The 15,192-nt window shown below is 62.1% G+C and carries 11 protein-coding genes; 3 read left to right on the top strand and 8 right to left on the bottom strand.

The window, feature by feature from the left end:
• Window positions 1–128 precede the first annotated feature (128 nt).
• Complete coding sequence (lexA, locus tag AC0VX3_RS13980) at window positions 129–839, top strand: transcriptional repressor LexA (protein ID WP_348146968.1); 711 nt, start codon at window positions 129–131, stop codon at window positions 837–839.
• A gap of 37 nt (window positions 840–876) precedes the next feature.
• Here lexA and AC0VX3_RS13975 read toward each other — a convergent pair whose 3' ends face one another.
• Window positions 877–3,321: a ComEC/Rec2 family competence protein gene (locus AC0VX3_RS13975; protein WP_475521038.1), complete on the bottom strand. Its 2,445-nt coding sequence runs from the start codon at window positions 3,319–3,321 to the stop codon at window positions 877–879.
• Between the two features lie 131 nt (window positions 3,322–3,452).
• On the opposite strand from AC0VX3_RS13975, the gene gltX reads away from it, so the two are divergent.
• Together gltX and gltA are read left to right on the top strand one after the other, a co-directional pair.
• A complete protein-coding gene (gltX, locus tag AC0VX3_RS13970; RefSeq protein WP_475521037.1) occupies window positions 3,453–4,877 on the top strand; it encodes a glutamate--tRNA ligase in 1,425 nt (474 codons plus the stop codon).
• Window positions 4,878–5,113: 236 nt separating this feature from the next.
• The gene (gene gltA, locus AC0VX3_RS13965; RefSeq protein WP_342895039.1) at window positions 5,114–6,406 is read left to right on the top strand and encodes a citrate synthase; all 1,293 of its coding nucleotides are present in this window, start codon (window positions 5,114–5,116) and stop codon (window positions 6,404–6,406) included.
• 240 nt (window positions 6,407–6,646) lie between these two features.
• Here the strand turns inward: gltA and lpxB are convergent, their stop codons facing one another.
• From lpxB to rseP, 7 genes are all read right to left on the bottom strand, one after another.
• On the bottom strand, window positions 6,647–7,825 hold the full coding sequence (gene lpxB / locus AC0VX3_RS13960; RefSeq protein ID WP_475521036.1) for a lipid-A-disaccharide synthase: 1,179 nt from the start codon (window positions 7,823–7,825) through the stop codon (window positions 6,647–6,649).
• Complete coding sequence (locus AC0VX3_RS13955) at window positions 7,822–8,706, bottom strand: LpxI family protein (RefSeq protein WP_475521035.1); 885 nt, start codon at window positions 8,704–8,706, stop codon at window positions 7,822–7,824. The genes lpxB and AC0VX3_RS13955 overlap by 4 nt, the downstream gene beginning before the upstream one ends.
• 4 nt (window positions 8,707–8,710) lie before the next feature.
• On the bottom strand, window positions 8,711–9,508 hold the full coding sequence (gene lpxA / locus AC0VX3_RS13950) for an acyl-ACP--UDP-N-acetylglucosamine O-acyltransferase (protein ID WP_475521034.1): 798 nt from the start codon (window positions 9,506–9,508) through the stop codon (window positions 8,711–8,713).
• 6 nt (window positions 9,509–9,514) lie between these two features.
• On the bottom strand, window positions 9,515–9,979 hold the full coding sequence (gene fabZ, locus AC0VX3_RS13945; RefSeq protein ID WP_342895035.1) for a 3-hydroxyacyl-ACP dehydratase FabZ: 465 nt from the start codon (window positions 9,977–9,979) through the stop codon (window positions 9,515–9,517).
• Between the two features lie 56 nt (window positions 9,980–10,035).
• Window positions 10,036–11,073: a UDP-3-O-(3-hydroxymyristoyl)glucosamine N-acyltransferase gene (lpxD, locus tag AC0VX3_RS13940; RefSeq protein WP_475521033.1), complete on the bottom strand. Its 1,038-nt coding sequence runs from the start codon at window positions 11,071–11,073 to the stop codon at window positions 10,036–10,038.
• Window positions 11,074–11,404: 331 nt separating this feature from the next.
• Window positions 11,405–13,717, bottom strand: a complete 2,313-nt coding sequence (gene bamA / locus AC0VX3_RS13935; RefSeq protein WP_475521032.1) for an outer membrane protein assembly factor BamA — start codon at window positions 13,715–13,717, stop codon at window positions 11,405–11,407.
• A 234-nt stretch (window positions 13,718–13,951) separates the two neighbouring features.
• A complete protein-coding gene (rseP, locus tag AC0VX3_RS13930) occupies window positions 13,952–15,094 on the bottom strand; it encodes an RIP metalloprotease RseP (protein WP_348146944.1) in 1,143 nt (380 codons plus the stop codon).
• Window positions 15,095–15,192 lie beyond the last annotated feature (98 nt).

Raw genomic sequence — 15,192 nt, 5'->3', positions numbered from 1 at the left:
TGCCGCCACGACCGGCGCGCAGGTTGATCAGGAACAGTAAGAGAACATTTACCCTTGCAGAACACAATGGGAACAGGTACCATGTTCTTGATTTGTACCAGCCTATTTCGCGGCCAGGGGATACCGACATGTTGACGCGCAAGCAGTATGAACTGCTCATGTTCATTCACGAAAGACTGAAGGAAACCGGTGTTCCGCCGTCTTTCGACGAAATGAAGGACGCGCTGGATCTCAGGTCCAAATCCGGCATTCACCGCCTTATTACCGCCCTGGAGGAACGTGGCTTCATCCGGCGCCTGCCGAACAGGGCCCGGGCCATGGAAGTGGTCCGCCTGCCCGACTCGATCGCCCCGGGTCTGGGCGCGCCGCGCGCACGCGGCAGTTTCTCTCCCGAAGTGATCGAAGGCTCGCTTGGCAAACCGGAATTCACCAAACAGGTGGAAGAACCGGTGTCCGCCGGTACGGAAATCCCGGTCATGGGCCGCATTGCCGCCGGTGTTCCCATCGAGGCCATCCAGACCCACAGTCATTCGATCACCGTGCCGCAGGAATTGCTCGGCAAGGGGGAACACTATGCTCTTGAAGTGCGGGGCGATTCCATGATCGAGGCCGGCATCCTCGACGGCGACACCGTGCTGATCCGCCGGACGGACAATGCGGACAGCGGAGATATCGTCGTCGCGCTGGTGGATGACGAGGAGGCAACGCTGAAGCGGCTGCGCAAGAAGGGAGCCTCCATTGCGCTGGAGGCTGCCAACCCGGCCTATGAAACGCGTATCTTCGGCCCTGGCCGGGTCCGCGTTCAGGGACGGCTGGTCGCTCTTTTCCGCCAATATTGAGCGGCAACGCCAGATAACGCCCCGGCAATGCCGCCGGTCATTCCGTATCGGCACGCGCGGCGCGGCGCAGATATGCGCGCGTCACCGTTCCCTGCCTGTGCCATGGTCTCGGCGGATCCGGAATTGCGTAGATCACTCTGCTGATCACGGGAGCCCGGCCGTTTCGGTTTTGATCGATCGGAAGCGGTGGCGTTGGTGCCTCTGCTTTTCCATTTTCTTTGTCTTTTTCTTTTCCTTGCTGACCGGAGATGCTCGCGCGTGGTTCCTCCGCTGACAGCCAGATGGAAACAGCGCCCCTGGAGGTTCTGATTTCCGGGCCAACAACCAGTCGCGCACGGCAGTCTTCCCGCACGATCTGATCGCTCACGATAATATCCGCATACCGGCAATCGTCATCCGAAGCCTCCAGGGATTTCGGCAAGGCGATGGCAACAGACCTTTCCTTTGTCCCGGCGCGCTCACCGGCAACCGAATAAGCGTGCACAACACATCCGAGCGGGTCGCAGTGCCTTTGCTCCGAATTCATCTTGCGCGATCCAATCGCGTCCGGAGGAACCCCTTCGTACTGGAACCAGAGTTCCGTCAGGAAGGCGGACTTTCGACCGGAAAACCGCAGCAGACCGCCGTCATCACGCGCCGCGACACGACCGCCGGAGGCGGCGATCTGAATGTCCGGCGGACGCGAGCCGACGGCGATGAGGATTCCGGCCGCCAGCGGCAGCGCCGCGCACAGACGTGTGCGCCCGGGCAGCAGCAGCCCGGTGAACAGGGCGCACAGCAACAGCAGCGCCGCCGCGCCGTCCAGCCTGCCTGTTACCCCGTCGCCCGCATCGAGCCCGGCGGTGAATTCGGCAATCTTCAGGAGTACGGATACGCCGAACGACATGACGGCCAGAGGCAGTCCCGCCAGACCGAATGGCATCAGCACGAGGGCAAGCACCCCCATGGGCATGACCAGAAGCGAGAACACCGGCATTCCCAGCATGTTGCCGATCAGCCCGTAAGGGGCGACCCGTCCAAAATGATGCGCGCCGACGATCCCGGTCGCCAGACCGGCCACAAGCGCGGTGATGAACAGCCCCGCGCTCCATTTTGCCAGATGCGACATCAGCAGCTTCAGGCCTTCCGGTCGTGCGGCCCGGGCCGTTAGTTCCCGGTCGCGCCGGCGCCAGAGATCATACACCGCGACCAGGCAGATCACTGCGGCAAAGGACATCTGAAATCCGGGAAAAAACAGGCGCTCGGGCGCAATCAGCAGCAACACCAGACCCGCGATCGCGACACTGCGCAGAGTAACGCCGCGCCGGCCGACCAGGATACCCAGGAAGACAATCGCAATCATCAGGAACGACCGCTGCGTCGCCACGGCCGCACCCGAGAGCACCAGATAGACCACAGCGGCGGCCAGCGCGGCGAGAGCCGCCCACTTGTGGATCGGCCAGCGAAGGGTCAGTGCCGGGATGCTCGCCAGCAACAGCAGAACGGCGCCATAGGCGCCACCGGCAAACAGAGCCATGTGCAATCCGGAAATTGCCAGGATATGCGCCAGCCCTGCGGCGCGCAAAACCGCTTCCTGCTCCTCGGTGATGCCGGAGCGGTCTCCCACAAGCAGCGCGACGATCAGCGCGGTTTCGGGCCTGTCTGACAACAGCGAGCGTATGCGCCCGGCCAGCCCCTCGCGCAGTTGCGCGACGCGCGCCGATGCCGCCATCCGGACCGATCCGGGGTCCGTGCCGGTCACGCTTGCAGGACCGTAGCTGAAGCCGGTTGCTCCGATACCGGTGAAATAAGCGCGGAAGGAAAAGTCGTATCCGCCGGGATAGACCGGCCCCATGGGCGGAAACAGGCGCGCCCGCACGCGGATGGTTTCCCCGACCCTGCCTGCGCTTGCCGACGGCACCCGCACCCGGACCTTTTCGGGAAAATCAAGGCCGCTGGACGGGCGCTCGTTGACCGTTGCGACTGCGATCACAAGGCGCGCTCCCGAGGAACCGGCGCGGCGTTCCAGGACCTGGCCGGTCAGGGAAACATTCATCGGTTCGGATATCCGGGGGGCATCGACGGCCGCCGTCCGAAGCGAACCTGTTGTCACTCCGCAGAAAAAAGCCAGCAGCAAAAGCACACGCCACCCCGGTGCGGACCGCCGGGCTGCGACGTAAAGGGCAGCAAGTCCGGCACCTCCCAGGGCCGCTGCCAGAACGATTGGTGACGGTTCCTCCGGAAGCAGCGCATAAATGGCGATGCCGGACGCGAATGCAAAGGCGTTCCACAAGAGCCCTTGCTCGTCGCGGAAACGATCCGGACCGGCCCGCCGGGCGGCAGAGCTCCGGCCTGGCCCGTGGCGGCTGATCTCGTCGCCGGCGGAAGCGGTGGAGCCGGCAGGTTTGGCTTTCGGCCGGAGTATTACCGGTTTGCGCAAGTCGGGGGGCGCCGCCTCGACGCTGCTGTTCCAGCCATTGTCCGGAAGGCCACCGGACGCCACCGCTCCTCCTTCTGCCGGGCTCAAGAAACAGCCGACTTTCTGTTTTGCCGCGTCAAAGCCTGTGCTAAGACCGCGCCACCAAGCAGGCGCGCCCTGCACCGACATTCTGACAGAGACCTTCATAAAGCACCATGGCCCAAGATATTGTCACGCGTTTCGCCCCGTCCCCGACCGGTTTCCTGCATATCGGCGGTGCTCGTACCGCCCTGTTCAACTGGTTGTTCGCCAAACATGCCGGCGGCCGGATGCTGCTGCGTATCGAGGACACGGACCGGGCACGTTCGACGCAGGAAGCCGTCGACGCCCTGATCGACGGGCTCACCTGGCTGGGTCTTGACTGGGACGGAGACCCGATCTCGCAGTTTTCGCGGGTCGATCGGCATCGGGAAGTTGTCGAACAAATGCTTGCCGACGGGACAGCCTATCGCTGTTACTCGACCCCGGAGGAACTTGACGCCATGCGCGAGAAAGCCCGCGCGGAAGGCCGGCCGCCACGCTATGACGGCACATGGCGGGACCGGGACGCTTCCGAGGCGCCGGCAGGGGCAGCTGCCGTCATCCGCATCAAGGCCCCCCGGGAGGGAGACACCGTGGTCGATGACATGGTTCAGGGCCGCGTCGTGATCCCGAACAAGGATCTCGACGACTTCGTCCTGATGCGGTCGGACGGCACGCCCACCTACATGCATGCGGTGGTGGTCGACGATCACGACATGGGCATCACGCACATCATCCGCGGCGTCGACCATCTCACCAACGCCGCCCGCCAGACGCTGATCTTCAAGGCGCTCGGCTGGGACGTCCCGGCAATGGCGCACATTCCGCTCATCCACGGTCCGGACGGCGCCAAACTGTCCAAGCGCCACGGGGCGACCGGTGCTGAAGCCTATCGCGCGATGGGCTACCTGCCACAGGCCATGCGCAACTATCTCGCCCGGCTCGGCTGGAGCCATGGCGACGACGAAATCATGGCCCTCGACGACATGATCAGGTGGTTCGGACTGGACGCCGTCGGCCAGTCTGCGGCACGTTTCGACTTCAAGAAGCTGGAGAATCTCAACGGCCACTATATGAGAAGCACCCCGGATCCGGAACTTCTGGATCACTGGAAAGTCTATCTCGGCCATGCCGAGAATGGAGACGCCGTCCTGTCCTGGCTGGCCGCGGGCGACCATGAAAAAGTCGCCCTCGCCGCTTTGCCCGGCCTGAAGGAACGCGCCAAGACCCTGGTCGAACTGACCGAAAGTGCATCGTATCTGTGGCGCCAGCGGCCGCTGGACACGGACGAGAAGGCAAAGAAGATCCTGGATGCCGACGCCGGCTCCATTTTGAGAGACCTGCACGGCGTGTTGTCCGCAGTGAACGACTGGGCGGCCGAGCCGCTGGAGGCCGCTGTGAAAGGCTACGCCGAAGACAAGGAACTCAAGCTCGGCAAGGTGGCGCAGCCGCTGCGCGCCGCCCTCACTGGCCGCGGCACCTCTCCGGGGATCTACGACGTTCTGACGGCGCTCGGACGGGAGGAATCCCTGGCCCGCATTCAGGACCAGGCGGCCTGAACCGCCCGGGCACCGGCAGTTTTCTGGCAGAAGTCCGCGCATCCTGCGGACTGGCCGGGGCTAGAAACCGGTCTTTGACCAAAGCCTTATGCCGGCCAGCTTGCGGCAGTGCGGTAAATGGGCTACGCAAGACGCGAAAATGTCTCCAGTGGCGTCCGGTAACCGGAAACGGGACCTCTCTCCCGAGAGGTCAGACACCTGGACCGCACACCCGTTTAACGCAGAGGGGTTTCTGAATGGCCGACAACAACGCCAAGCTCAACGTCGGTGGCAATGCCCACGATTTCGACGTTCTTGACGGATCCATCGGACCGTCGGTTATGAACATCTCGTCCTTGTACAAGGACACGGGCATGTTCACCTACGACCCAGGCTTCACCTCGACCGCATCGTGCGAATCCAAGATCACCTATATCGATGGTGACGAGGGCACCCTGCTCTATCGCGGCTATCCGATCGAGCAGCTTGCGGATCATGGCGACTTTCTGGAGTCCTGCTACCTGTTGCTCTACGGCGAACTGCCGACCAAGACGCAAAAGGAAGACTTCGTCAATCGCGTGACCTATCACACGATGATCCACGAGCAGATGAACCGGTTCTTCTCCGGCTTCCGCCGCGATGCCCACCCCATGGCCATCATGGTCGGCACAGTCGGCGCGCTTTCCGCCTTCTATCACGACTCCACCGATATCGCGGACCCGCATCAGCGCATGGTGGCGTCCTTGCGCATGATCGCCAAAATGCCGACCCTCGCTGCCATGGCGTACAAGTACCACATCGGCCAGCCGTTCGTGTATCCGCGTAACGATCTGGGTTATGCGGCCAACTTCCTGCACATGTGCTTTGCCGTTCCCTGCGAGGACTACACGGCCAACCCGGTGCTGGCCCGTGCCATGGACCGTATCTTCATCCTGCATGCGGACCACGAGCAGAACGCGTCGACGTCGACGGTGCGCCTCGCCGGCTCGTCCGGAGCAAACCCGTTCGCCTGTATCGCAGCCGGCATTGCCTGCCTGTGGGGACCTGCCCACGGCGGTGCCAACGAGGCAGCGCTCAACATGCTGGCGGAAATCGGTTCTGTCGACCGGATCCCGGAATTCGTGGCCCGCGCCAAGGACAAGAACGATCCATTCCGACTGATGGGCTTCGGTCACCGCGTCTACAAAAACTACGATCCGCGCGCGCGCATCATGCAGAAGACCACGCATGAAGTTCTCGGGGAACTGGGCATCAAGGACGATCCGCTGCTGGACGTCGCGATGGAACTCGAGAAGATCGCGCTCAACGACGAATATTTCGTCGACAAGAAGCTCTACCCGAACATCGACTTCTATTCGGGCATCACCTTGCGTGCGCTCGGCTTCCCGACCACCATGTTCACCGTTCTGTTCGCTCTTGCCCGCACCGTCGGCTGGATCGCCCAGTGGAAGGAAATGGTCGAAGATCCGTCCCAGCGCATCGGACGCCCGCGCCAGCTTTATACCGGCGCCCCCAAGCGCGACTACACGCCGATCGATCAGCGCCGCTGACACGGCCCCCTTCGGCCAGCCGGTTCACGGCTCGTTAAATTCAGGCACGCCCGGACCTTCCGGGCGTGCTTTTTTTTGCCAGACAGACCCAGCCTGAAAAGCAGCGCGCCGGACAGAGCCGTGCGCCCGGCCCGCAAGAACCGTCCCCCGGAATACATCACGGGTCTCCGCCGGCCCAGGGCCGGCACGGACGCACATGTCAGAGGAGGTCGAGGTATCAGGCTGAAAAGCGAGCCTGCTTCACGTCTTCATGGCAGCCAGAACCACCTGTGCGGCGGCACCGCTCTGACTGTGTCCGTCCGGGAGCCGCATCACTTCGTCGAGACGGGAAAGCTCTGAAATCTGCCGGTCCCGTTCCGGGCCGCCAGACAGAAGCGCCACCAGATGACCGGCCAGAACGTCCGGCCGAACCTCTTCGTCGAGAAACTCCGGAATGGCGTTGGTACCGAGAATGATGTTGGGCAGCACAAAGGAGTCGACGCTGGAAAACCGGAAGATGCGGTTGAGATCCTTCATGCGCCGGAAAAACCAGTCGACCTTGTATGCGACCACCATGGGCACACCGGCAAGCGCCAGTTCCAGCGACACGGTGCCGGACGCGGCCAGCGCCGCATGCGCACTCCGGAAGGCCGCTTTCTTGGCCTCCAGACCGGTCACGATATCCGGTTCAACCGACCAGGTGGCGACGCCTTCACGAATCGAGTTCTCCAGATGAGCCACCGCCGGCAGCACAATTTTCACATCCGGCAATGCCAGCCGCACCCTGTCCACCGTCTTGCCGAAATCCGGCAGCAAGCGGTCGATTTCACTGCGCCGGCTGCCCGGAAGCACCAGAAGAACGGGAGCGCCGCTGCCCAGAGGCACCCGTTCGCCATCGGTTGGTCTCAGGTCGGCGGCATTTTCGCTGAGCGGATGACCGACATAATGCGTCCTCGGGCCACCGAGCCGCTTGTGAACGTCCGGCTCAAAAGGCAGCAGTGCCAGCAGCTCGTCGACATAAGCACTCATTTTACGGGCACGGCCCGGCCGCCAGGCCCAGACCGACGGCGAGACATAGCCGACGATCGGAATATGCGGGGCGCGCTTGCGCACGCGCCTGGCAACATTGTGGGTGAATTCGGGACTGTCGATGATGACAAGCACGTCCGGATTTGCGGCGACGACACCGTTCACGGACTGGTAGACCCGGCGGACGATCAGCGGCAGCCGCGCAAGAACCGCTGTCAGGCCCATGACGGAGACGTTGGCCATGTCGAAAAAGCTCGTCAGACCAAGCGACGTCATCCGTTCACCGCCGACGCCGCAATAACGCACGCCTTCGCCGAGCCGCCCATTCAACGCCTTCATCAACTCCGACCCAAGCTGGTCTCCCGACTCCTCGCCTGCGACGATACATATGGTCGGCTGACGGCCGGTCATGCCGAACGGAGCCCCTTGAATTCGGAGTGATCGATCCCGACCAGGAAAATCCTGCTCTCGTCGGCCTTGCGAATGGTTTCTTCGCGCTCCGCGATCAGGGCGCCCTCCGCCTCGACTGCGATACCGGCAAGTCCCGCTGCGACGGCCAGCTCGATCGTTCTGGGCCCGACAGCCGGAAGATCGACCCTGAGGTCCTGATTGGGTTTCGCGGTCTTGACCAGGGCGCCGGCACGGCCCTTCGCCCGGACCCGCCCGATGCGCCGCAGATCTGCGCAACGTTCGAGCATCGCGTCGGTGCCCTCTGCCCCTTCAAGCGCAACCACGCGCCCGCCGACGGCAACGGCGGCCTGGCCTATGTCCAGTTCACCAAGTCTTTCGGTCGCACCAAGCGCCAGTTCGATGTCGCGCCAGTCATCCGGCTTGGGCTGAACGCCGCCAAGAACACCGCAGGCGGCCAGCAGTTGAGGCGCCACATCCTTGATACCCACAACCCGATACCCCTCGTCTTCGAACAGGCGGATAACCTTGGTCAGCAGACTGTCATCGCCCCCGGTCAGGGCCCGGAAAATCGCCGGCAGGCGCTTCAGGGTCCCGAAATCGCCAAAGATGGACGTAAAGTCCGGCCGCTTCGAGACACCGCCGATGAGCAGGACTTCCCGGCAGCCGGTCTTGTCGAGAAATCCGTAAAGACGGCCGATTTCGCCCCAGCCGAGCTGAACATCGGCTCGTGCGCAGGTGACCGGATCGGCTTCACCCTTGATGGCGATAATCCTGAAATCCCGGCCCGCGCTTTCGAGCGCTCCGGCAAGTTGCCCCGGCAGGCTGCCATTGCCTGCGATCAGGGCCAGTCGCGGCTGCAGTCTTTGAACCACCGCGGACATGGGCCTAGTTTTCGCTGCGCGGTGTGCAGAAGCGCCGGTCTTCCTTTTCCAGGATAAAGTCCGTGACCGTTTTGACGAGAGGTTGAATGTTCTCGTCGGCCGCGATGGATTCAGCCCGGCTGCGCAGCGTTCCCTCTTCGGATTCGAAGAGGGCCCGATAGGCGGCCCGGAGCGCGTGTATCTGCTCGCGCGGAAGGCCCTTGCGCTTCAAGCCGATCAGATTGAGGCCGGCAAGACGTGCCCTGTCGCCGATCACGGACCCATAGGGAATGACATCGAATTCCACGCCGGTCATGCCGCCCACGATCGCGCCGGTGCCGATCCGGGACCACTGACGCACCGCGCTGAGGCCGCCGAGAATGACGAAGTCGGCCAGTTCCACATGCCCGGCCAGGGTCGCGTTGTTGGCGAGGATCGCATGATGGCCGACCCGGCAGTCATGCCCGACATGAGCACCGACCATGAACAGACAGTTGTCGCCGACACGGGTCAGCCCGCCGCCGCCTTCCGTTCCCGGGTTCATGGTGACATGTTCGCGGATCTGGTTGTTGGCGCCAATCACCAGTTCGGTGACTTCGCCGGCGAACTTCAGGTCCTGGGGCTTGTGGCCGATACTGGCGAACGGAAAAATATGCGTACCCGCACCGATGCTGGTATGGCCCGCGACGACGACATGCGCCTCCAGAACCACGCCATCGGCGAGTTTGACGTTCGGTCCGACAGTCGAATAGGGACCGACGCGAACGTTCTCGCCGATAACAGCCCCGTCTTCGACGATGGCTGTTGAATGTATGTCAGTCATGGTTCCTCACGCATCTACCAGCATGGCGCTGACTTCCGCTTCCGCAACCTTGGTTCCGTCCACCATCGCAACAGCGTCGAATTTCCAGATATTGGAGCGTTGCTTTATTTTTTTGACATGAAAATGGACCTGGTCACCCGGTTCGACGGGCTTGCGGAACTTGGCCCGGTCGATCGTCATGAAATAGACCAGCTGCGGCGGCGCGTCGTCGCCGCGCGCGTGAACGCAGAGCGCGCCCGCAGTCTGGGCCATGGCTTCGATCAACAGGACACCGGGAAACACGGGCCGCTCCGGAAAGTGGCCGGAAAAGTGAGGCTCGTTGATGGTGACATTCTTGATGCCGATACAGCTGTTGTCGTCATCCATTTCGATAATCCTGTCGATCAACAGGAATGGATAGCGATGTGGCAGCAACTTCATGACTCTCATGATGTCTGCACTGGCAAGAGTCTTGTTTTTGTCGTCTTCCATGAAATACCCCTTGGCGCAGTCCCCGCCGCAAAGCCGATGCTTGAATTAACTACCGTTTACGATCCGCCGCCACGCTCTGCAAGTTTTCTCACGGCCGCGACTTCACGAAACCACTGTTTCACCGGTTTTGCCGGTGTTCCGCCATAACGTCCACCCGCCGGCAGGTCGTCACTGACGACGCTGACCGCCGCAACCTGCGCGCCCATTCCGATGGTCACATGGCCGCGCACACCCGTCTGACCGCCGATGGCGACAAAGTCCTCGAGTGTGCAGCTTCCGGACAAACCGACCTGGGAGACCAGCACGCAATGGCGTCCGACCACGACATTGTGGCCGATCTGAACCTGATTATCGATCTTGGTACCTTCGCCGATGATCGTGTCCCGGTTGGCGCCGCGGTCGATGGAAGTGTTGGCACCGACCTCGACATCGTCCTGGATGATCACGCGGCCCACCTGTGGCACCTTGAGGTGGCCTTGCGGACCCATCGCGTACCCGAAGCCGTCCTGCCCGCAGGACACGCCTGGATGCAGAAAGACACGGTTCCCCAGCACAGAGTGCTGCACGGTGCAGTTCGAACCGACGACACAATCGCGTCCGATTCTGACACCGCGCCCGATGACCGCATTCGCACGAATGACCGTACCGGCGCCGATTTCCACGCCGGCACCGACAACCGCCCCCGGTTCCACGCTCACGTTGTCTTCAATGACGGCACCGGGATCGACAATCGCCCGCTCCGAAACACCCGCGACACCCGGGTCACGGGGCTGCATCGCCTCGGGATAGAGCCTGGCGAGCACCAATGCCCAGGAGCGGTACGCGTCCGCGCACACAAGCACGGCGACACCCTCGGGAACCTTGTCCTTGTGCCTCTTGCCGACAAGACAGGCAGCCGCCGTGGTTCCCTCAAGCTGCTTCAGATAGATCGTGTTGTCGAAGAAGACCAGCATCCCGGCACCGGCGTCCTCGAGCGGAGCCACGCCGGCAATCTCAAGCGAAGGATCGCCCCGCAGGATTTCCGCGCCCGCCCAGGAAGCAATCTCGCCCAGGGGCACCGGATCCGGTGTCTTGAAAAAATTCGGCTCGGACATGCTGTTATCCTAGGGTCAGTGTACCATTGGGTTTCGGTTGCCGTGCAGGACCGGTCCGCCGGAGCGCGCTGCCGCTCCTGCGCGGCGCGCGCCACCATAAGGGTTTTCCGGCGCCTTCGCGACCGGTGGCCGCCGCAACCTCGAGAATTCTGCCGCCCACCCCGGCATCACGATGTCCTGAAAAGAGCCGTCCTCTTTCACGACCTCGAGCCCTGAGCCGCCCGAACCGCATCCCCCGACCCGTTCCGATTGCCCGCAAACGATGGAGCCCGGCAACAAAAACGGCCGCCGATCAGACCGGCGGCCGTTCTCTATCTCGGTTGACCGCAGTCTAGAAGCGCGTACCGCCGCTCAGCCGGAAGACCTGGGTCTTGTCGGCGTCTTCCTTGACGATCGGGTAGGCGAAATCGGCGCGCAGCGGCCCGAAGGGCGAGTCCCAGCGAATGCCTGCACCGACCGAGGCGCGGACCGAAAGGTCGTTGGAGTCGATCCGGCCGCCATTGTTTTCCACGAGACTGACAAGGTCGCTGTCCGCGTCCCAGAGAGAACCGGCATCGGCGAACACGGCGCCGCTCAGGCCGAATTCCTTCGGAATGATCGGGAACGGGAACCGGCTCTCTGCCGATGCGGCGAAGTAGAACCGGCCGCCGATGGCATCTTCGGTGGTCGCATCACGCGGACCGATGCCCTGGTTTTCGAAACCACGAACAAGATTGCCGCCCAGCATGAACTGCTCGGAGACGCGCAACCGCTCGTCACCCAGAGCCATGATGTTGCCGCCACGGACGGAAACACTGCCGACAAGACCGTAGTCCGCAAGGATTTCCTTGTAGGCACGCGCCTGCGCTTCGGTCTTGACGTAGAAGCTGTCGCCACCGACCCCGGCGAACTCCTGGCCGAAGGACGCATACACACCGTCGGAGGGGTTCAGGTTCTGATCAAGGGTGCTGTAGCGCAGCTCATATCCAACCAGCGAGGTCAGATAAGTGCCGAAGGAGTCACAGATCGCAAGAGAGAGATTAGAGGTGTCGCAATTGTTGATGTTCGTCGACTTGTTGTCCGGATCGGAGTTCTCTTCCTGGAAGATATTGTAGAACAGACGCAGGGTCAGTTCTTCTTCGCGAAGAGGCAACGTGAAGCCGAAGCCGGCACCGGTCTTCTGCTGATCATAGGACCGGTAGTCGTTCTCGTTTTCAACCTGACGGTAGACATCCAGATCGAGTGCCACGCGGCGTCCCATGAAGAACGGTTCGACGAAGCGGAATTCGTAGGTCTGGGTATCGGCACCACCGCCGACAGCGACCTTCACGAACTGGCCGCGGCCAAGGAAGTTTTTCTCCGTGACGGAGATGTCGCCGATGACACCATCGACCGTAGAGAAGCCGACACCGAAGGAGATTTCACCGGTCGCTTTTTCTTCCACACGCACATTGACGATCACGCGATCAGGCGAACTGCCCTGCTGGGTCGTCACGGAAACCCTCTCGAAGAAACCGAGGTTCCTCAGACGGCGCTCCGCCTTGTCGACCAGCGCCCGGTTGAACGCGTCGCCCTCGGCAATGTCGAATTCCCGGCGGATGACATATTCACGGGTCCGGTCGTTGCCGATCACATTGATCCGCTCGACATAGGCGCGCGGGCCTTCCTCGATATAGTAGATCAGCGAGATCTTGTTGTTTTCATAGTCGCGCGCCCCCCGGGGACGGACACGAGCAAACGCATAGCCCTCTTCAGAGACCCGCAGCGTGATGTCCTCGACCGTCTGCTCGACACGCAGGGAGTTGAAGGTGCGTCCGCTCTTGGTACGGATCAGCTTGCGCAGCTCTTCCGGATCGACATCGGCAATGGTGGAAACGATCTCGACATCGCCGATTTCGTATTTCTCGCCTTCGTCGACCGTGAAGGTCACGTAGAAGATATTCTGTTCGCGATCCAGGTCAGCGCTCACCGAGACGATTCGGAAGTCGGCGTAACCCTTCTTGTTGTAATACTGGCGCAGCAGCTCCTCGTCCGCGGCAAGGCGGTCGGGATCATAGGTATCGGTGCTGCGCAACCAGCTCAGCAGACCGCTTTCCCGGGTCCGGATCACATCACGCAAACGACCATCGCTGAAGGACGTGTTGCCGATGAAGCTGATCCGCTCCACACCCGTCTTGTCGCCTTCATTGATCTCGAACACGAGATCGACGCGACCCTGCCCACGCTCGATGATCTGCGGATCGACTGACGCACCATAGCGTCCGGACCGGCGGTAAGCCTCGAGAATGTTCTGGACGTCTGCCTGAACCTTGGCCCGCGAAAGCATCGAACGGGCCTGCGAGCGCACCGCTGTTTCCAGCGCGCCGTCCTTGATCTTCTTGTTTCCCTCGAAGGAAACACGATTGATGATCGGATTTTCAGTGACGGTGACGGTCACCGTGCTGCCGCGCGGGGTGATGTCCACCGTCGCAAACAGACCGGTCGCATACAGCGCCTTCAGCGACTCATCAACGTCGAAAGCGCTGTAGGAGCGCCCGGGAACGATGGTCATGTAACTGACGACGGTTTCGTCCTCGACACGGCTGTTGCCACGCACCTGGATGCTTCTGGCAACCGCTGCCTGCGCCTCCGAAACCAGAGAAGCGGGCCCGAAAGCCTGCGGCATGATTGAACCGGCGGAAAAGATGGCTGCCGCCAGCAAAACGGCCCGTGTAACTATCTGCAATCGCTGCATTATTGCGCTATGCCTTTGTTTATAAACACCCCTCCCGGGAATCCGCTTTCACCCCAGCAGATTCTCAGGACCGAGGAGTGTTTTATAGGTTTTTACCGATAACGCAACCGCCGTACCGGGCCGAAAGCGATTTAGTCAGAAGACGTTGCGTCAATGTCACGGCGCTCACGAACTTGTTCCCACAAGCCGCATTATGTCCTTCCATGTGACGAACACCATCAACATGAGAACGAGCCCGAGACCGATGCGGAACCCGACATCCTGAACCCGCTCGCTCAGGGGTTTTCCACGCAACGCCTCGGCGGCGAAGAAAACAAGATGACCGCCGTCGAGAATCGGAACCGGCGCCAGGTTGATCAGGCCGATGCTGACCGACAGGACCGCGGTCAGGGAAATCAGCGGCAGGATACCGAGATCGGCGACCTGACCCGAAATCTGCGCCACGCGGATCGGACCGCCCAGCTGGTCCGCCGACTGGCGCTGCGTGATGACACCCCAGATGTAGCTGACCGTGCCCTCCATGATCCGCCAGGTCTCCAGGACGCCCTCACCCACGGCCTCGACCGGAGTGTATTTGATCAGCACGAGATTCGCCGGGTCGGCCGAACCGCGCAGGCCGATATCGCCCGCCATCTGGCGCTCGCCCAGGAAGACTTCCTTTTCCTTGGCGTCGGGCGTGACGGTCAAGGCGACCGGCGTGCCGCCCCGATCCACCTCGAACAGCAGCGGCATGTTGGCGTTCATCAGAACGACCTGCCTCAACTCGCCGAAGGTCTGGATCTTCCGGCCGTCGATTTCCGTAACCACGTCGCCGGCCTGGATGCCGCCACGCTGCGCGGCGCCTCCAGCGAACACTTCCTCGACCACCGGCCGCAGCCCCTGCTTGCCGCTTGCGACGAACAGGGCCGCGAAAATGACGATGGCGAGCAGGAAATTGGCCAACGGCCCGGCGGCGACAACCGCCGCCCTTTGCCAGACGGGTTTGGCGATGAACGCGGTCTTGCGGTCTTCCTCGCTCATTTGCGCGATCAGTTCACGGCTCGGTACGCTGGCGGCGTTCTCGTCACCCGCGAATTTGACGTAGCCGCCGAGAGGGATCAGGCACAGCTTCCAGCGGGTCCCCTTTTTGTCGGTGCGCCCGAACAGCTCCCGTCCGAATCCGACCGAGAACGCATCGACCTTGACATTGCACCAGCGGGCGACTGCGAAATGCCCCAGCTCATGAAAGAACACGACAATTGTCAGCACAAACAGAAAGGGAACGATGGTGCCGATGAGGAGAGAGTAAACGGAGAGAAGAAAGTCCATGAAGGGGTTCCGATCCAGCGCAGCCAGGATTGTTCTTTGGCACACTACTAAAAGGAGAATTACGGCGTGTTAATGGTGAGTCGTTTTTTGCAGGTGCG

The sequence above is a fragment of the Roseibium sp. QJM3NY_11 genome (assembly GCF_056173175.1).
The sequence above is the reverse complement of the archived record's forward strand: the minus strand, read 5'-3'. Positions and strand labels throughout refer to the sequence as shown.

Excerpts from the sequence above, each read along its gene's own strand:
- lexA (WP_348146968.1), top strand. The coding sequence starts at position 129 with ATGTTGACGCGCAAGCAGTATGAACTGCTCATGTTCATTCACGAAAGA.
- gltX (WP_475521037.1), top strand. The coding sequence starts at position 3,453 with ATGGCCCAAGATATTGTCACGCGTTTCGCCCCGTCCCCGACCGGTTTC.
- gltA (WP_342895039.1), top strand. The coding sequence starts at position 5,114 with ATGGCCGACAACAACGCCAAGCTCAACGTCGGTGGCAATGCCCACGAT.
- lpxB (WP_475521036.1), bottom strand. The coding sequence starts at position 7,825 with ATGACCGGCCGTCAGCCGACCATATGTATCGTCGCAGGCGAGGAGTCG.
- AC0VX3_RS13955 (WP_475521035.1), bottom strand. The coding sequence starts at position 8,706 with ATGTCCGCGGTGGTTCAAAGACTGCAGCCGCGACTGGCCCTGATCGCA.
- lpxA (WP_475521034.1), bottom strand. The coding sequence starts at position 9,508 with ATGACTGACATACATTCAACAGCCATCGTCGAAGACGGGGCTGTTATC.
- fabZ (WP_342895035.1), bottom strand. The coding sequence starts at position 9,979 with ATGGAAGACGACAAAAACAAGACTCTTGCCAGTGCAGACATCATGAGA.
- lpxD (WP_475521033.1), bottom strand. The coding sequence starts at position 11,073 with ATGTCCGAGCCGAATTTTTTCAAGACACCGGATCCGGTGCCCCTGGGC.
- bamA (WP_475521032.1), bottom strand. The coding sequence starts at position 13,717 with ATGCCGCAGGCTTTCGGGCCCGCTTCTCTGGTTTCGGAGGCGCAGGCA.
- rseP (WP_348146944.1), bottom strand. The coding sequence starts at position 15,094 with ATGGACTTTCTTCTCTCCGTTTACTCTCTCCTCATCGGCACCATCGTT.